Origin of the sequence: Kitasatospora sp. NPDC059327 (assembly GCF_042752535.1) — a bacterium.
GTDB lineage: Bacteria > Actinomycetota > Actinomycetes > Streptomycetales > Streptomycetaceae > Kitasatospora.
The window spans coordinates 1-16,267 of sequence record NZ_JBHYYB010000143.1 but is presented as its reverse complement, the minus strand read 5'-3'; the positions used below and the strand labels follow the sequence as shown (position 1 = coordinate 16,267).

Genomic DNA, 16,267 nt, shown 5'->3' with positions numbered 1-16,267 from the left:
CACACCACCACCTGGACCCTCCACGCCACCGGCACCCTCACCACCCCACCACCGACCACCACCCCCCACCACGACCTGACCACCTGGCCACCACCCGGTGCGGAGCCCGTCCCGGTGGACGGCCTGTACGAGCGCTTCGCGTCGTTCGGCTACGGCTACGGCCCCGCCTTCCAGGGCCTGACCGCCGCCTGGCGACGCGGGGACGAGGTCTGGACCGAGGTGCGGCTGCCCCAGGACCAGCACGGCCAGGCGGCCGCGTTCGGCCTGCACCCGGCCCTGCTGGACGCCGCGCTGCACGGCCTGTGGCTGGTGCCGAAGGACGGCGCCGACCAGCGGGAGGAGCCGGGCACGGCACGGCTGCCGTTCGCCTGGACCGGCGTGCGGCTGTACGCGACGGGCGCCACCGTGCTGCGGGTGAGGCTCTCCTACGACGCGACCGGCTCGGTGGCGATCACGGTGGCGGACCCGGCCGGCCGACCGGTGGCCTCGGTAGAGTCGCTGGTGATCCGCCCGGTCGAGCTGGCCGCGCTGCGCGCCGCGCGACCGGCCGGCGACTCGCTCTTCCAACTGGACTGGCAGCAGGTCGCCCTGGAGCCGGCCACCGCGCCGGCCGCGGACTGGGCGGCGGTCGAGCTGGGCGCGGCACTGCCGTCGGCCGCCGCGGCGCCCGCGGGTGTTCTGGTGCACTGCGCGTCGGCGGGACAGGACCCGGCGGCCGTCCGCACCGCGCTGGCCGACACCCTGCGGCTGCTCCAGGCCTGGCTGGCGGACGAGGACCGCGCCGAGGCGACCCTGGTGCTGGCCACCCGGGCCGCCGTCGCGGTCGACGAGGCCGAGGGCGTCGCCGACCTCGCGGCGGCGGCGGTACGCGGACTGGTCCGCTCGGCGCAGTCCGAGCACCCGGACCGTTTCGTGCTGGTCGACACCGACGACCCGGCCGCGCTGCCCGCCCTGCTGCCCGCGCTCGCCGCCGGCCACGAGCCCCAACTGGCGCTGCGCCGGGGCACCGTGCTGGCCGCCCGGCTGACCCGCGTGCCGGCGGCCGAACCCGCGGCCTTCGCTCCCGCCGAGGGCGGCACCGTCCTGGTGACCGGCGCGGGCGGGGTGCTCGGTTCGCTGGTCGCCCGGCACCTGGTGACCGCGCACGGTGTGCGGCACCTGCTGCTGGCGAGCCGGCGGGGCACGGACGACCCGGCGACGGTGGCGCTGGCGGCCGAACTGGCCGAACTCGGTGCGCGGGCCTCGGTGGCGGCCTGCGACCTCGGCGAGCGCGCCGCGGTGGCCGAGCTGCTCGCGGGCGTCTCGCCCGAGCACCCGCTGACCGCCGTGGTGCACTCGGCCGGCGTGCTGGACGACGGCGTCGTCGAGTCGCTGACCCCGGAGCGGATCGACCCGGTGCTGCGGCCGAAGGTCGACGCGGCGCTCCACCTGCACGAGCTGACCCGCGACCTGGAGCTGTCCGCGTTCGTCCTCTTCTCCTCGGCCTCCGGCACGGTCGGCAGCGCCGGCCAGGGCAGCTACGCGGCGGCCAACGCCTTCCTGGACGCCCTGGCGCAGCAGCGCCGGGCCGCCGGACTGGCCGGGCAGTCGCTCGCCTGGGGCCTGTGGGAGCCCCGCAGCGCCCTGACCGGCCGGCTGGACGAGACGGACCTGCGCCGGCTCGACCGGGGCGGGGTGGCGGCGATCTCCGCCGAGGAGGGCCTGTCGCTGTTCGACACCGCGCTCGGCTCGGCCCGGGCGCTGCTGCTGCCGGTCAAGCTGGACCTCGGGAAGCTGCGGGCACGGACCGGCGCGGCCGACGTCCCCGCGCTGTTCCGCGCGCTGGTGCGCGCGCTGCCCCGGCGGATCGCCGCCGGCGACGACGCGGCCGAGTCCGGTTCGCTCCGGCGCCGGCTGGCCGCGATGGGCGCCGAGGAGCGTCTGACCGCCCTCGTCGAGCTGGTCCGGGCCCGGGTCGCCGAGGTGCTGGGCCACGACGGTCCGCAGGCGGTCGACCCGGACCGGGCGTTCAAGGAGGTCGGCTTCGACTCGCTGATGGCGGTGGAGCTGCGCAACCGGCTGAACGCGGCCAGCGGCCTGCGGCTGCCCGCCACGCTGGTGTTCGACCACCCGAGCCCGGCCGCGGTGGCCGACCACCTGGCCGAGCGGCTGCTGCCCGCCGTCCCGGCGCCGGCCGGGGCCGTCGTCCCGGCCGGCGGGGACGCCGACGTCCGCCGGTTGCTGGCCGCCGTCCCGCTGGAGCGGCTGCGCTCGGCCGGGCTGCTGGACAGCCTGCTGGCGCTGGCCGAGCCTGCGCCGGCCGAGCCCGACCCGGCCACCGCCACCACCGCCACCACCGACCCTGCCGACGGGGTCGCGGCCGGCGGGGATCCCGGACAGCAGGAGGCGATCCGTGCCATGGACGTCACCGACCTGGTCCGCCTCGCGATGGACGGCGACCGTGCCTGACGGCCCCGCGGCGGCGGTCCCGCCGACACCCGTACCACCGGCCGACCCGCGGCCGACGTCCGAAAGGGAGCGGAAGACCATGCAGACCGACGAGGTGGTCGAGGCCCTGCGCGCAGCCCTGCTCGCCAACGAACGGCTGCGCGAGGAGAACCGGCGGCTGACCGACCGGGCCGGCGAGCCGATCGCGATCGTCGCGATGGCCTGCCGCTACCCCGGCGGGGTGCGCGGGCCGGAGGACCTGTGGGAGCTGCTGCTCGCCGAGCGCGACGCGGTCTCCGGCTTCCCCACCGACCGCGGCTGGGACATCGAGGGGCTCTTCGACGCCGACCCCGACACCCCCGGCACCTTCTACACCCGGGAGGGGGGCTTCCTGCACGACGCGACCGCGTTCGACCCCGGCTTCTTCGGGATCAGCCCGCGCGAGGCGCTGGCCATGGACCCTCAGCAGCGCCTGCTCCTGGAGACCTCCTGGGAGGCGGTCGAGCGGGCCGGCATCGACCCGCACAGCCTGCGCGGCAGTGCCACCGGCGTCTACACGGGCGTGATGTACAACGAGTACGCGGCCCGGCTGCCCAGCGTCCCGGCCGAGCTGGAGGGCTTCCTGGGAACCGGCAGCGTGCCGAGCATCGCCTCCGGCCGGATCGCGTACACGCTGGGCCTGGAGGGCCCGGCGGTGACCCTGGACACCGCCTGCTCGTCCTCGCTGGTGGCGATCCACCTGGCCTGCCAGGCGCTGCGGGCCGGTGAGATCGGCCTGGCGCTGGCGGGCGGGGTGACGGTGATGTCCACGCCGGGCCTGTACGTCGGTTTCAGCCGCCAGCGGGGCCTGGCCCCGGACGGCCGGTGCAAGCCCTTCGCGGACGCGGCGGACGGCGCCGGCTTCGGCGAGGGCGTGGGGCTGGTGCTGCTGGAACGGCTCTCCGACGCCCGGCGGCTCGGCCATCCGGTGCTGGCCGTGGTGCGCGGCTCGGCGGTCAACCAGGACGGTGCCAGCAACGGCATCGCCGCGCCCAACGGCCCCTCCCAGCAGCGGGTGATCCGGGCGGCGCTGGCCGACGCGGGTCTGACGGCGGCCGAGGTGGACGCGGTCGAGGCGCACGGCACCGGCACCCGGCTCGGCGACCCGATCGAGGCCCAGGCGCTGCTGGCCACCTACGGGCAGGACCGCCCGGCGGACCGGCCGCTGCTGCTGGGCTCGCTGAAGTCCAACCTCAGCCACACCCAGGCCGCGGCCGGCGTCGGCGGGGTGATCAAGACGGTGCTGGCGATGACCCACGGCCGGCTGCCCCGCAGCCTGCACCTGGACCGCCCCACGGCCCAGGTGGAGTGGAGCGACGGCGCGGTCGAGCTGCTGGCCGAGGCCCGGGACTGGCCCCGGACCGGCCGGCCGCGCCGCGCGGGGGTCTCCTCGTTCGGGGCGAGCGGCACCAACGCGCACCTGATCCTGGAGGCCGCGCCGCCGGCGCCCGCCACCGGACCGGCCGCGCCGTCCGGGCGGCCGGCGGGCTGGCCGCTGTCGGCGCGGACCCCGGAGGCGCTGCGGGCCCAGGCGGCCCGGCTGCACGCGCGGCTGTCCGACGCGCCGCCGGCCGACCCGCAGGCGGTCGCGCGGGCGCTGACGCTCGGGCGCAGCCGGTTCGCCGAGCGGGCGGTGCTGGTCGGCGAGGGGAGCGCGGACCTCCTCGGCGCGCTGGCGGCGCTGGCCGAGGACCGGGCCGACCCCCGGGTGGTCCGCGGCAGTGCGTCGCGGCGGTCCCCCGGGCCGGTCTTCGTCTTCCCCGGCCTGGGCGCTCAGTGGCCGGGCATGGCGGCCGGGCTGCTCGACAGTTCGCCGGTGTTCGCCGAACGGATGGCCGACTGCGAGAAGGCGCTGAGCGCGTACGTGGACTTCTCGCCCGGCGAACTGCTGCGCGCCGGCGACCCGTTGGACCGGGTGGAGGTCGCGCAGCCGGTGCTGTTCTCGGTGCTGGTCTCGCTGGCCGCGCTCTGGTCGGCGCACGGGGTGCGCCCGGCCGCGGTGGTCGGGCACGGCCAGGGCGAGGTGGCGGCGGCCTGTGTGGCGGGCCTGCTGTCGCTGGAGGACGCGGCCAAGGTCGTCGCGCTGCGCGGTCGGGCCCTGGCCGGTCTCGGCGGCGGCAGCGCGATGGCCACCGTGCTGCTGGCGCCGGAGGAACTGGCCGGGCGGCTGGTCACCCGGCCGACGGTGGAGGTCGCGGCGGTCAACGGCCCCCGGGTGGTGGTGGTCGCCGGGGACGGCGGGCAGGTGGCCGCCCTGCTGGCGGAGCTGGCCGAGGACGGCGTGCCGTGCTGGCGGCTGCCCGCGGAGTACGCGGCGCACTCGGCGGCCGTGGACGGTCTGCGCGCGGGCCTGCAGGCGGCGCTGGCCGGCATCACCCCGCTGGCGGGCGGTGTGCCGATGATCTCCACCGTGGAGGTGGGCCGGGTCGCCGCGCACGCGTTGACGCCCGACTACTGGTTCCGCAACCTGCGCGGGACCGTACGGTTCCACCGGGCCGTCCGGCAGTTGCTGGCCGAGGGGCACCGGACCTTCCTGGAGATCAGCCCGCACCCGACCCTCACCTTCGGCATCGAGGCCACCGCCGCGGAGGCCGAGGCCGAGGGCGGCGCCGGTTCGGGGCCGACCGTGGTGCTCGGCACGCTGCACCGCGAGGACGGCGGACAGCGGCGGCTGCTCCACGCCCTCGCCGAGGCGCACGTCCGAGGGCTCCCGGTGGACTGGCGGCCGGTGGTCGCCGACGCCCCCGCCGACCCGCTCGCGCTGCCCACCTACCCGTTCCAGCGGCAGCGGTACTGGCTGGACGCGCCGGCGGCCGTCGGCGACCCGGTCTCGGCCGGGCAGAGCCCGTTGGGGCACCCGCTGCTGACCTCCCTGGTCGAACTGCCGCACAGCGGAGGGCTGGTCTGCACCGGCCGGCTCTCCCTGGCCACCCACCCGTGGCTGGCCGACCACGCGGTCGCGGGGACCGTCCTGCTGCCCGGTGTGGCCCACCTGGAGCTGGCGGCCACGGTCGGCGCCCGGCTGGGCAGCCCGCGCGTGCTGGACCTCACGCTCGCCGCGCCGCTGGTGCTCGGGCCCGACACCGCGGTCCAGCTGCGGCTGACCGTCGGCGACGCGGACGGTCGGGGCGAGCGCGTCGTCGAACTGCACTCCCGCGAGGAGGGCGGCGAGCCGGACGAACCGTGGTCCCTGCACGCGAGCGGTCTGCTCGGCCCGGCCGATGGCGACGGCGACGGCGACGGCGACGGCGACGGCCCGAGGGAAGCGTCCGACGCCGCGGGTGGGAGCTGGCCGCCGGCCGGCGCGGTGCCCGTCGACCCGGCCGACTGCTACGCGGGCTTCCGGGCCCGCGGGATCGACTACGGGCCGGCGTTCCGGGGCCTGCGGGCGGTCTGGCGGCGCGGCGAGGAGGTGTTCGCCGAGGTCGCGCTGCCCGAGCAGGTCGCCCCGGAGACGGGCTTCACCCTGCACCCGGCGCTGCTGGACGCCGCCCTGCAGAGCGTCGGCGTGCGCCCCCGGGACACCGCCGGGGGCGACTCCGGCCCCGGGAGCGGAACGGCCGGTGTCCCGCTGCCGTTCAGCTGGCAGCGGGTCACCCTCGGCCCCAGCCGGGACCAGGTGCTCCGGGTGCGGATGCGCCCGGACGGCGCGGACCGCGTCGGCCTGCGGATCACCGACCGCCACGACCGGCCGGTGGCCGAGGTCGGCTCGCTGGTCCTGCGCGCCGCCGCCCTCGGCCCGCTGCGCCCGTCCGCGCGGTCGATGTTCCGGCTCGACTGGACCAGGCTGCCCGCCCCGGCCGACGCCGCACCGGGCTGGGCCGCGCTGCGACCGGACGGGGACCTGCTGCCGCCCGCCGCCGAATCCGGCGACGCGCCCCGACTGCTGCTGCTCCCCTGCCCCGCGCCGGACGGCGCCGCCGACCCCGCCGCCCACGCCCTCAAGGCCACGGCGGCCGTGCTCGCCGCCCTCCAGGAGCACCTGGCCGCCCCGACGGCCGACGCGCCGGTGGTCGTGGTGACCCGGGGCGCGGTGGACCTCGGCGACGAGCCGGTGGACGTGGCCGGCGCGGCGGTCTGGGGGCTGCTGCGCACCGCCCAGCTGGAGCACCCTGGCTGGTTCGTCCTGCTGGACACCGACGGTCCGGAGGGCACCGCGCTGGCACTCCCGGCGCTCGCCCTGCCCGACGGCGAGCCGCAACTCGCCGTCCGCGACGGCGTGCTGTACGCGGCGCGGCTCGCCAGGCCCGCCGAACCCGCGAGCACGGGGAGCACAGGCGCGGAGAGCACAGGCGCGGAGAACACGAGCACGGAAGACACGGGCGCGGCGCCCAGGAGCACGGAGCCCGGGAGCACCGAATCCACCCGCGACGAACCGGAGGGATCCACGCCCACCGCGGCGGCCGCACCCGCCGCCGCCTTCGACCCGGACGGCACCGTGCTGATCACCGGCGCCGGCGGCACCCTGGCCGGTCTGCTGGCCCGCCACCTGACCGCCGAACACGGCGTGCGGCACCTCCTGCTGCTCGGCCGACGCGGTCCGGACGGCCCCGGCGCCGCCGACCTGACCGCCGAGCTCACCGCGGCGGGGGCCCAGGTCACCTTCACCGCCTGCGACGTGACGGACCGCCAGGACCTCACGCGCGCCCTGGCCGCGATCCCCCCGGCGCACCCGCTGCGCGCCGTGGTGCACACCGCCGCCGTCCTGGACGACGGCGTGCTGGAGTCACTGACCGCCGCACGGCTGGCCACCGTGCTGGCCCCGAAGCTGGCCGGTGCCTGGCTGCTGCACGAGCTGACCGCCGAGGCCGACCTGACCGCCTTCGTGGCCTTCAGCTCCGCCGCCGGTGTGTTCGGCAGCCCGGGCCAGGCGTCCTACGCCGCGGCCAACGCGGGCCTGGACGCCCTGATGGCGCTGCGCCGTCGCGAGCACCGGCCGGCACTGTCGCTGGCCTGGGGCCTGTGGGAGCGGCGCAGCGCCCTGACCGGCACCCTGGCCGAGGCCGATCTGCGCAGGATCGGCCGCGGCGGCGCCTCGGCGCTGTCCAGTGCCGAGGGGCTGGCACTGTTCGACGCCGCGCTCGGGACGGACACCACCACCCTGGTGCCGATCCGCCTCGACCTCACCGCGCTGGCCGACGCCCCCGTCCCCCATCTGCTGCGCGCGCTGGTGCGGCGGACGCCCCGTTCCCCGGGCCGTCACCCCGGCGGGCCCGCGCGGGACGCCGCCGAGGCGGGCGCGGCGCTGCGGCTGCGACTGGCCGGCGCCGACGCGGCGGACCGGGCCGCCCTGCTGACGGAGCTGGTGCGCCGGCAGGCCGCCGAGGTGCTGGGCCACGCCGACGCGGAGAACGTGGTGATGGACACCGCCTTCCTGGCGCAGGGCTTCGACTCGCTCACCGCGGTCGAGCTGCGCAACCGGCTGGCCGGCGCGACCGGGCTGCCGCTGCGGCCCACCCTGGTCTTCGACACCGGCACCCCGGCCCGGCTGGCCGACCGGCTGCTCACCGACCTGGCCCCGACGGTCTCGCCGTCCGACCCCGCCGCCGACCGGGCTCGGCACCCGGGCGGCGCGCCGGGCGCGAGCGACGCCGAACCGGTCGGCACGCTGTTCCGGCGCGCCTGCGAGCTCGGCCGGATCGACACCGGCATCCGGCTCCTCGGACTGGCGTCCGCGCTGCGTCCGTCCCGCGCCACCGGCCCGGACCTGCTGGCGGCGGCCGACCGTCCGGTGCTGCTCGACCTGGTCGAGCCGCCGCGGGAGGACACCGGGCGGGCGCAACTGGTCTGCTTCGGTTCGATCGTGGCGCTCGGCGGCGCCCACCAGTACGCCCGCTTCGGCACGCACTTCCGCGGCCACTACGGCGTCAGCGCGCTGGACGCCCCGGGCTTCGCCCCCGGGGAGCCGCTGCCGGAGGAGTTCTCCGCGCTGATCGACTTCCAGGCCCGGACCGTGCGCGAGGGCGCGGAGGGCCGGCCGCTGGTCCTGGTCGGCTCCTCCTCCGGCGGCACCCTCGCGCACGCGGCGGCGGTCCGGCTGGAGCAGCTCGGCACCCCGGCGGCGGCCGTGGTGCTGCTGGACACCTACCTGTCCGGCGACCGGGCGATGACCCAGTTCAACGACGTCCTGGTCAGCGGCATGTTCGCACGCGAGGACCGGGCCGCGCCGCTGGACGACACCCGACTGACCGCGATGGGCCGCTACTTCCAGCTCCTGGAGGGCTGGCGGCCGCCGGCGATCGGCGCGCCGGTCCTGCTGGTGCGGGCCTCCAGCCCGCTGGCCGAGCCGGCCCCCGGCAGCACCGTCGACTGGCGCTCCTCCTGGCCCGGCGCGCACACCGTCGCCGACGTCCCGGGGGACCACTGGTCACTGATGGAGGAACACGTGGAGACCACCGCGAACACCGTGCGGGAGTGGCTGAGCGCCGTCCTGCGCGGGACCGGGCACGACGATGGGGAGGAAGCATGAACGACACCGCACCGCCGCGACCGGCCGGGCTGGTGATCCTGGGGGCCGGCGTGATGGGCACCGGCATCAGCACGCTGGCTCTGGGCCACGGCGTCCCCGTGACGCTGGTCGACACCGATCCGCGGCAGTTGGTCCGCGCCGAGGAGGACATCGCCCGGGGTCTGCGGCTGGCCGAACTGATGGGCCGGCTGCCGGCCGGTGTCGAGGCCGGCGAGCTGCGCACGACCGACTCGCTCCCGGAGCAGGCCGGGGCGCGGGCGGTGATCGAGGCCGTCACGGAGAACGCCGGGCTGAAGGCCGCGCTGCTCAAGGAGGTGTCCGCGGCTGTGCTCCCCGGCACGCCGCTGATCTCGAACACCTCGTCGATCCCGATCGACGAGCTGGCCGACGCCGTCGCCCGGCCGGCCGAGCTGCTCGGCACCCACTTCATGAACCCGCCCAGCCTGATCCGGACGGTCGAGGTGGTGCGCGGCCCCCGCACCGGGGAGGCCGCGATGGCCGCGGTGCGCGAGCTGCTGGACGAACTCGGCCGGCAGAGCGTGGTGGTGAACGACTCCCCGGGCTTCGTCACCAGCCGGGTCCTGCACCCGATGATCAACACGGCGGCCCGGGTGGTGCAGGCCGGCACCGCGAGCGTGGAGGCGGTCGACGCGCTGATGCAGGGCTGCCTGGGCCACCCCACCGGACCGCTGCGCACCGCGGACCTGATCGGCATCGACAACCTGGTCGACTCGCTCCGGGTGCTCTGGGAACGCACCGGGGACGAGAGCTGCCGGCCCTGCGACCTGCTGCTGGAGAAGGTCCGCGAGGGACGGCTCGGCCGCAAGAGCGGCTCGGGCTTCTACACCTACGAGAGGGAGAACTGATGAGCACCGTCGGCAGCGAGCGGACCGTCGAGGACACCGAGACCGTCCAGCAGGAGATCCTGCGCTTCCTGGAGAGCCGCACCCGCGTCACCTGGGAGCCCGACACCGACCTCTTCAAGGACGGCGGTCAGTCCTCGCTCTTCGCGATGGAGCTGGTGGTGCACCTGGAGAAGTCGTTCGACGTCAGCATCCGCGGTACCGACCTGCGGCTGGACAACTTCCGCACGGTCACGGTGATGACCTCCCTGGTCACCCGTCTGCGGCAGGCCGCCGGGAACCAGGATGGCTGACGACCTCGCCCGGGCGCTGGCCCGGATCGAATCGGCGGTCGGCGACCGGGCCGAGGGCTGGGACCTGGCCGGGCTGATCCCGCGGCCGCTGCTGCGGGAACTCGGCGCGCAGGGACTGCTCTGCGCCCAGCTGCCCCAGCGCTTCGGCGGACTCGGCATGAGCAGCCTGCAGAACGGCGAACTGACGGCCGGTACCGGCGCGTTGTGCAGCTCGCTGCGCAGCGTGCAGACCTCCCAGGGCATGGCCGGCTGGACCGTCGCGCGGTTCGGGCTGCCGGACCAGGAGCGCGCCTGGCTGCCCGGGCTGACCTCCGGGCGGCTGGCGGCGGTCGCGTTCAGCGAGCCCGGCGCGGGCAGCGACCTGTCCGCGATGGCCACCACCGTCCGGGCGGACGGCGACCGTCTCGTGCTGGACGGACGGAAGAAGTGGATCACCGCCGCCCGCTACGCCGACCTGCTGGTGGTCTTCGGCCGCTACGAGGACGGCGCGGCGGCCGTCGTGGTGCCCACCGACACCCCGGGGGTCCGGATCCGTCCGGTCGCCGACCCGCTGGGCTGCCGGGCCGCCGGCCACTGCGACATCGAGCTGGAGGGCGTCCGGGTCCCGGCCGGGAACCTGCTGGGCGGCGCGGCCCTGCCGCTGCCGCTGCTGGTGACCACCGCGCTCTCCTACGGGCGGATGTCGGTGGCCTGGGGCTGCGTCGGCATCCTGCGGGCCTGCCTGCGAGCCTCCGCCGGGCACGCCGCCCGGCGGGAGCAGTTCGGCCGCCCGATCGGGGAGCACCAGCTGGTGGCCGGCCACCTGGCCGACCTGCTGGTGGCCGAGCGGACCGCCACCCGGATCTGCGAGCACGCCTCGCGCTGCTGGGACTCGGGCTCGGCCGAGCAGGTGGTCGCCACCGTCCTGGCCAAGCAGGTGAGCGCCGAACAGGCCGCCCGGGCGGCCGCCACCGCGGTGCAGGTGCTGGCCTCGGCCGGTGCGAGCGACGGCACGGTGGTGGCGCGCGCCTACCGGGACGCCAAGCTGATGGAGATCATCGAGGGCAGCAGCGAACTGTGCCGGCTACTGCTGGCCGAACACGTACTGGCCTCGTACGGGAGGGAGGAGCGGTGACCGAGGTGACCGAGGTGACCGAGGTGACCGGGGCGACCGGGGCGACCGTCAAGTGCCTGGTCTGGGACCTGGACGACACGCTCTGGCAGGGCACCCTGTCGGAGGGCGACGACGTGAGGGTGCCGGAGGAGATCCGCGAGGTCGTCCTCGAACTGGACGCCCGCGGCATCCTGCAGTCGGTGGCCAGCAAGAACGACCACGAACCGGCCTGGGCCCGGCTGGAACAGCTCGGCCTGGCCGAGTACTTCGTCCTGCCGCAGATCGGCTGGGGCACCAAGTCGGCGTCGGTGCGGGCGATCGCCGACCGGCTGAACTTCGCGCCGGGGACCGTCGCGTTCGTCGACGACCGACCGGCCGAGCGGGCCGAGGTGGCCTTCCACCTGCCCGAGGTGCGCTGCTACCCGGCCGAACGCGCCGCCGACCTGCTCGACCTCCCGGAGTTCACTCCCGCGCACCGCACCGCCGACTCCCGCCGCCGGCGCGAGATGTACCAGGCGGGCTTCCGGCGGGACGCCGAGCGGGCCGCCTCCACCGCACCCGACACGGAGTTCCTGCGCTCGCTGGAGCTGGTGATGCGGATCGACCGGGCCAGCCCCGAGGACATCGCCCGGCTGGAGGAACTGACGCTGCGCACCAGCCAGATGAACGCCACCGGCGTGCACTACTCGGACCGGCGGCTGCGCGAGCTGCGCTCCGATCCCGGGCACGAGGTGCTGGTGGCGAGCATGGCCGACCGCTTCGGACCGCACGGCGCGGTCGGCGTGCTCCTGGTCGAGCGACGGGCCGGGAGCTGGCACCTCAAGCTGCTGGCCACCTCCTGCCGGGTGGTCGGCTTCGGCGCCGGGACGACCATCCTCGACTGGCTGATCGGCCAGGCATCCCGGGCCGGGGTCCACCTGACCGCCGACTTCCGGGCCACCGACCGGAACCGGATGATGGAGATCGCCTACCGTTTCGCCGGCTTCGAGGAGGCGGACTGCGGCTGCACGACGGCGGCCGACCGGGGCTCCTCGGCCGCGGACGTCCAGCTCCTGCACCTGGTGCCCGGCCCCCGGGCCGGTTCACCGACGGTCGAGCTGGTCGCCACCGACCTGGCGGCCACCGGCTGACGGCGCGGCCCGCGCGGGCGGCCCCCGTGGTTCGGGGGGCCGCCCGCGGGGCGTCGCCGAGGCCGGCGCGCTACGGGCGCTTACGGACCAGCGTGATCCCGTCGGCCATCGCCAGCAGCGAGATCTCGACCCGTTCGTCGGTGTGCAGCGCCGCGTTCAGCTCCCGGACGCCCAGGGTGTCCGCGTCCCGGTGGGACGGGTCCGCCACCCGCCCGAAGAAGAGCGTGTTGTCCACCACCAGCAACCCGCCGGGCCGCAGCAGGGCGAGGGAATCCTCGTAGTAGCGTGGATAGTTGGCCTTGTCGGCGTCGATGAAGACGAGGTCGAAGGACTCCGGTCCGCGCTCCGCCGTCAGCTTGGCCAGGGTCTCCACCGCGTCGCCGATCCGCGGCTCGATCCGGTCCGCCACCCCGGCCCGCGCCCAGTACCCGGCGCCGATCGCTGGCCAGCGGTCGGTGATGTCGCAGGTCACCAGCTCCCCGCCGGGCGGCAGGGCGCGGGCCATGCAGAGCGTGCTGTACCCCGTGAACGTGCCGATCTCCAGGACCGACCGCGCGCCGGTCAACCCCACCAGAAGGGCCAGCAGTTGCCCCTCCTCTGCCATCACCTGCATCGCCTCGCCGGCCGGCAGGCCGGCCGTCTCGGCGCGCAGCTCGGCGAGCAGCGGATCGTCCCTCAGCGAGACCTGACGGATGTAGTCGAGCAGCTCGTCGGTGGCTGCCACCTGCTGGGCCATGCGACTCCTCAGTGGATCGGGTCGGAAGGTCGAAGGGTCGGGAGGTCGAAGGGGCGGAGGACCGAATGCGTCCGGCCCGGCGGCGGGCCGTCAGGACCCGACCGGCCGAAGATCCGGCCGGCCCGGGCCGGCCGGCCTGCTCACGACGTGCCGGTGCGGCCTGGCCGGGCCGCCGCACTTCGCCTGCGCCCACCGCTCGGGGGGATCCTCCGCGAGCGCCCGCTCCCGGGCGTAGGCCCTCAGCAGGTGGTCCAGGTGGTAGCGGCCGCCGTCGCGGGCCCGCACCAGGTGCGCGTCGGCCAGTGCTTCCAGGACGGCTTCGGCCGCCGACGGCGCGCAGTCGAGCAGCGCGGCCAGCGCGGTGGCGTCCACGTCCTCCGCGCCCACCGCGCCGAGCAGCCGCAGCGCCGCCGCCGGATCGGGCAGCTCGGGCGGCAGCTGCGCGCCCTCGCGCAGCGCGCGATAGCCGACCTCCAGCCCGGCCCGCACCCCGAGGTCGCCGATCCTCAGCTCGTCCAGCAGCCGGGGCGCTCCCGCCAGCCGCCGGGCCAGCGTGTCGAGGTCCCAGTGCGGCCGTCCCAGGTAGCGGGCCCCGAGGATGCGCACCGCCAGCGGCAGGCCCGAGCAGTACCGCACCACCGCCCGGGCGGCGCGCGGATCCGCCTCCGGCGGCCGGCGGCCGACGATCGAGCCGAGCAGGTCCAGCGAGGCCGCCTCGTCCAACGCGGCGAGGGTGACGATCCGGGCGCCGTCCAGGTCGGCCAGCCGGTCGCGGCTGGTGACCAGCGTCCGGCTGTCCGGGCAGCCGGGGACCAGCGGGCGCACCTGCGCGGCGCTCCGGGCGTCCTCCAGCACCACCAGCACCCGGCGGTCGGCGGTGATCGAGCGGTAGAGCAGGGCGGCCTGCTCCTCGGTGGCCGGCACCTCCGCCTCGGGCACTCCGAGGTCCACCAGGAATCGACCGAGCACCTCGATCGGCTCCACCGGACGGTCCCACCCGCTCAGGTCGGCGTAGAGCTGGCCGTCGGCGAAGCGCTCCCGCACGGCGTGGGCCACGTGCAGGGCCAGCGCGCTCTTGCCGACCCCGCCGGCGCCGGTGACCACGGTCACCGTGGCGGTGCCGCACGGCAGGGCGTCGGCGGTGAGCCGCCGGACCAGGTCCGCGTGCTCCGGCTCCCGCCCGACCAACACATCGGTGCGGGCCGGCAGTTGGGCGGGCCGGGGACGGCGCCCGATCCACGGCGGTGGGCCGTCCGCCGCGGAGCTGCCACCCTCGCCGCCCAGCAGGTCGTCCGCGGCCAGGATCCGACGTTGCATCTCGCGCAGTTCGCTGCCCGGCTCCGCCCCGAGCTGGTCGATCAGCGCGGCCCGGGTCAGCTGGAACTGGTTCAGCGCCTCCGACTGCCGGCCGGCCCGGAACAGCGCGAGCATCAACCGACTGACCAGCGCCTCGCGCAGCGGGCTCTCCTGCACCTCGCGCCACAGCTCGGGCAGGATCTCGTTGTGCCGGCGCAGCGCGAGGTCGGCGTCCAGGCGCGATTCCAGGGTCTGCAGGCGCAGTTCCTGGAGGTAGCGGCCCTCCACGTCCCGCAGGCCGCGCGAGGGGAGGTCCACCAGCGGGTCGCCGCGCCACAGCGCCAGCGCCGCCGCGTACTCGACGGACGCGCGTTCCAGCTCGCCCGCCCGCACGTGCGCGGCGGCCCGACCCCGGTGCGCGGTGAAGCGGCCGAGGTCGGTCTCGTCCTCGGCCAGCTCGATCAGGTACCCCGGCGCCCGGGTCCGGATCCGCCGCCCGGCGGCCGCCCCCAGGACCTGACGGAGCCTCATCACATAGGTGCGCACGGTCGCGGACGCGCTTGGGGGCGGTCCGCCGTCCCAGACCGCCGCCGCGATCCGGTCCACCGACACCACGTGGTTGGCGTTGATCAGCAGGAGCGCCAGTACCACCCGCTGGCGCGGTGCCGACACCGCGCACTCACGCCCGTCCACCTGGACGGAAAGCGGTCCGAGCATCCTGAACTGCACGAGTGGCCTCGTTTCCTGGCACCGGGACAGAGCGCCGTCCGGAGCGGCGACCGGACGCCCCCGGCGGTCGCGCTGAGTATCAAGAGGATGACTCAAGCGAATGTATGGGGGCGCCCTACCGTCCACAACCGCTTCTGGGGATGGCCGACCGCAGATCACGGAAACGAGCCAATTCTGACTGATCGTGGGGAGCCGGGTTTGCGATGATCCACCGTCAGCCATGCATGACACATCGGTGCTCGTTCACCACCGGCCCTCCTGAGCCGACTTGACCTCCGTTCATCACCCCTCGCTCGTACCCCGCGGCAGCACGTCGCCTCGCCGCGCCCACGCCACCTCTCCCACCGGAAGGAACCTCCCCGGCATGACACTCCCCGAGACCCTCGACAGCCTCTGGTGCCGGCGCTTCGAACCGGCACCGGCCGGCGCCCGCCGACTTGTCTGCTTCCCCCACGCCGGAGGATCCGCGGCGTTCTTCCGTCCCCTCGCCACCGCGCTGAGCCCGCGGGCCGAGGTTGTCGCGGTGCAGTACCCCGGACGTCAGGACCGTCGCCTGGAACCGGTCGTCGACGACATCCGACACCTCGCCGAGGAGATCACGGCGGCCCTCGCCCCGTGGAGCGACGCCCCGTTGACCCTGTTCGGCCACAGCATGGGGGCCCTGGTCGCGTTCGAGGTCGCGCTGCGCCTGGAACGGGACGGCCGCCCGCCCGCCCGGCTCCTCGTCAGCGGCCGCTCCGCCCCGACCGGGCCGGCCGGGGTGCCGATCGATCCCACCGACGAGGAGCTCGTCGCCGACATCAAGCGCCTGAACGGCACGGAGGCCTGGATGCTGGCGGATCCGGACCTGCTGGAGATGATCCTGCCCGCCGTCCGCGGCGACTACCGCGCGGTCGCCGGCTACCGGGGCAGTCCGGACGCCGTCCTCTCCTCGCCGATCAGCGCGCTGCTCGGTGACAGCGACCCCCGGGCCGCGGTCGACGAGGTCCGCCGCTGGTCCGCCCACACCTCGGGCGCGTTCGACCTCACCGTCCTCCCCGGCGGCCACTTCTACCTGGTCGACCGGGCCGCCGAGGTCATCGACCTGCTCCGCACCCGCCTGGAGTAGCACGCGCCCTGCGACACGCGCGCGCCGACCCGACAGCGGGGTCGGGCGTGCGCGCGTCGCTGGGCGGGGTGGCGGTGCGGGCGG

General features: G+C 76.2%; 9 protein-coding genes. 7 read left to right on the top strand and 2 right to left on the bottom strand.

Annotated elements, in window-relative coordinates:
- From ACFXHB_RS41275 to ACFXHB_RS41250, 6 genes are all read left to right on the top strand, one after another.
- A partial coding sequence (locus ACFXHB_RS41275; protein ID WP_380581749.1) for a type I polyketide synthase occupies positions 1-2,448 on the top strand: 2,448 nt, incomplete at its 5' end.
- Between the two features lie 79 nt (positions 2,449-2,527).
- Positions 2,528-8,935 (top strand): SDR family NAD(P)-dependent oxidoreductase, encoded by a 6,408-nt coding sequence (locus tag ACFXHB_RS41270; protein ID WP_380581747.1) that lies wholly within the window; start codon positions 2,528-2,530, stop codon positions 8,933-8,935.
- Positions 8,932-9,801 carry a 3-hydroxyacyl-CoA dehydrogenase family protein gene (locus ACFXHB_RS41265; RefSeq protein WP_380581745.1) on the top strand — a complete coding sequence of 290 codons (870 nt, stop codon included), beginning with the start codon at positions 8,932-8,934 and terminating at the stop codon, positions 9,799-9,801. The genes ACFXHB_RS41270 and ACFXHB_RS41265 overlap by 4 nt, the downstream gene beginning before the upstream one ends.
- The gene (locus tag ACFXHB_RS41260; protein ID WP_380581743.1) at positions 9,801-10,091 is read left to right on the top strand and encodes an acyl carrier protein; all 291 of its coding nucleotides are present in this window, start codon (positions 9,801-9,803) and stop codon (positions 10,089-10,091) included. Before ACFXHB_RS41265 ends, ACFXHB_RS41260 begins: the two co-directional genes overlap by 1 nt.
- On the top strand, positions 10,084-11,205 hold the full coding sequence (locus ACFXHB_RS41255) for an acyl-CoA dehydrogenase family protein (protein WP_380581741.1): 1,122 nt from the start codon (positions 10,084-10,086) through the stop codon (positions 11,203-11,205). Before ACFXHB_RS41260 ends, ACFXHB_RS41255 begins: the two co-directional genes overlap by 8 nt.
- Complete coding sequence (locus ACFXHB_RS41250) at positions 11,202-12,314, top strand: HAD-IIIC family phosphatase (protein ID WP_380581739.1); 1,113 nt, start codon at positions 11,202-11,204, stop codon at positions 12,312-12,314. Before ACFXHB_RS41255 ends, ACFXHB_RS41250 begins: the two co-directional genes overlap by 4 nt.
- A gap of 70 nt (positions 12,315-12,384) precedes the next feature.
- On the opposite strand, the gene ACFXHB_RS41245 is transcribed toward ACFXHB_RS41250, so the two are convergent.
- Entirely contained in the window at positions 12,385-13,050 is a 666-nt protein-coding gene (locus ACFXHB_RS41245) for an O-methyltransferase (RefSeq protein WP_380581737.1), read from the bottom strand.
- 90 nt (positions 13,051-13,140) lie between these two features.
- Positions 13,141-15,075 (bottom strand): BTAD domain-containing putative transcriptional regulator, encoded by a 1,935-nt coding sequence (locus ACFXHB_RS41240; protein ID WP_380581735.1) that lies wholly within the window; start codon positions 15,073-15,075, stop codon positions 13,141-13,143.
- 364 nt (positions 15,076-15,439) lie between these two features.
- On the opposite strand from ACFXHB_RS41240, the gene ACFXHB_RS41235 reads away from it, so the two are divergent.
- Positions 15,440-16,183: a thioesterase II family protein gene (locus ACFXHB_RS41235; protein WP_380581734.1), complete on the top strand. Its 744-nt coding sequence runs from the start codon at positions 15,440-15,442 to the stop codon at positions 16,181-16,183.
- Positions 16,184-16,267: the final 84 nt, after the last annotated feature.